Annotated in this window: 1 protein-coding gene; it reads left to right on the top strand. The window is 58.6% G+C overall.

What is annotated here, in order from left to right; translation table 11 throughout:
- The first annotated feature begins 144 nt into the window (after positions 1 to 144).
- Positions 145 to 1,569: an ISNCY family transposase gene (locus tag ACM5SV_RS36560; RefSeq protein WP_012755595.1), complete on the top strand. Its 1,425-nt coding sequence runs from the start codon at positions 145 to 147 to the stop codon at positions 1,567 to 1,569.
- The last annotated feature ends 86 nt before the right edge of the window (positions 1,570 to 1,655 follow it).

Raw genomic sequence — 1,655 nt, 5'->3', positions numbered from 1 at the left:
TGTGTAAGGGCTATTTAGTAATGCGACAGTTGGGCCAGTTAGAGATGCGACAGTCTCGCCTCTCGACGCACTGGTCAAAGCCAACGTTGGGAGCAAGGATGACGATCTTCAGCCTGGTCAAGACCATGAGCGGTCGGAGTCGTCATGTCCTTTATGATCACCATGTCGCAGAAAGAGTTGCATCGCCTTGAAGTCATCCAGAAGATCCGTGACCTACGCCTGAGCGTTGTCCAGGCTGCCGAACTGCTCGGGCTCAGTCGAAGTCAGGTCCATCGGTTGCTGCAGGCCTATGACCGGGATGGTCCAGCCGGCCTCGTTTCCAAGAAACGATCGCAGCCGAGCAACCGGCGCCACAGCGAGGAGTTTCGCAATGCAGCGCTGGATCTGATCCGCGAGCACTATCTGGATTTCGGCCCGACGCTGGCTCGCGAGAAGCTGATCGAGCTGCACCGGATCTCTGTTGCTAAGGAGACGCTGCGGCAATGGATGACCGAGGCCGGCATCTGGATCTCGCGCCGGGAACGCAAGAAACGGGTTTTCCAGCCACGCGGCCGGCGCGACTGCTTTGGCGAACTGGTGCAGATCGATGGTTCGCATCACTGGTGGTTCGAGAACCGCGGCCCCAAATGCGCCCTGCTCGTCTATATCGACGATGCGACCGGCAAGCTGCTGCACCTGCGGTTCGCCGGATCAGAGAACACGTTCGACTATCTGCATGCGACTAAGGCGTATTTGCAGCAATGGGGCAAACCTCTCGCGTTCTACAGCGACAAACATGGGGTTTTCCGTAGCACGCATGCGTCAGAGAAAGACCGGACGAGCGGCCTGACGCAGTTTGGTCGTGCGCTTTATGAGCTGAACATCGACATTATCTGTGCCAACACTCCGCAAGCCAAGGGCCGTGTGGAACGCGCCAACCAGACATTGCAGGATCGGCTGGTGAAGGAGATGCGGCTTCGCGGCATCGATACGATCGAAGCTGCCAATGCCTATGCGCCTGAGTTCATTGCGGATTTCAATTCGCGGTTCGGCAAGCAACCGCGCAATCCGAAGGACATGCACCGACCGCTGGCCGACCATGAGAATCTCGATGGCGCCATGTGCCGGAAGGAAGTCCGCACACTGTCGCAGTCGCTGACGCTCCGTTACGACAAGGTCTTGTTCATTCTCGATCCGACCGAGATTTCCAGGCCATTGGCGGGTAAGAAGGTCGTTGTCTGCGACTACCCGGACGGCCGCCTCGAGATCATGCACGAGAGCTTCACCCTGCCCTACAGAACCTTCGATACATTGCGGTCGGTCCACCGGGCAGAGGTTGTCGAGAACAAGCGTCTCGACGACATGCTTTCCATCGTCGCCGAGCTGCAGGCTGGGCGGGAACAGCAGCGCAGCAAGAGCGGCCCTCGCCGCACCGGCCAGACGGATCATATGTTCGGTATTCCCGATGGCAGCCAGGGCAATGGTTATCAGAAGCGTGGCCGCAAGCCTGGCCGGCGGACGGACTTCATGAATGATCCGGAGGTGATTGCCAAAAGGCAGAAGGCGTTGATGAGGCAGCCAGCGGAATGAAGTTCGTCAGTGCACGCCGATGTCGCTTTGCGTATCCGATTCCAACTGCAGGCAGGCTGCCCAAAGTGGCGTCTTGTGGAAGGATC

The sequence above is a fragment of the Rhizobium sp. CRRU65 genome (assembly GCF_048551595.1).
GTDB lineage: Bacteria > Pseudomonadota > Alphaproteobacteria > Rhizobiales > Rhizobiaceae > Rhizobium > Rhizobium leguminosarum_J.
Note: the sequence above shows the minus strand (reverse complement) of the source record. Positions and strands in the feature narration are given on the sequence as shown.

Bases quoted from the DNA above. Each gene is read 5' to 3' on its own strand.
- ACM5SV_RS36560 (WP_012755595.1), top strand. From the start codon at position 145: ATGTCCTTTATGATCACCATGTCGCAGAAAGAGTTGCATCGCCTTGAA.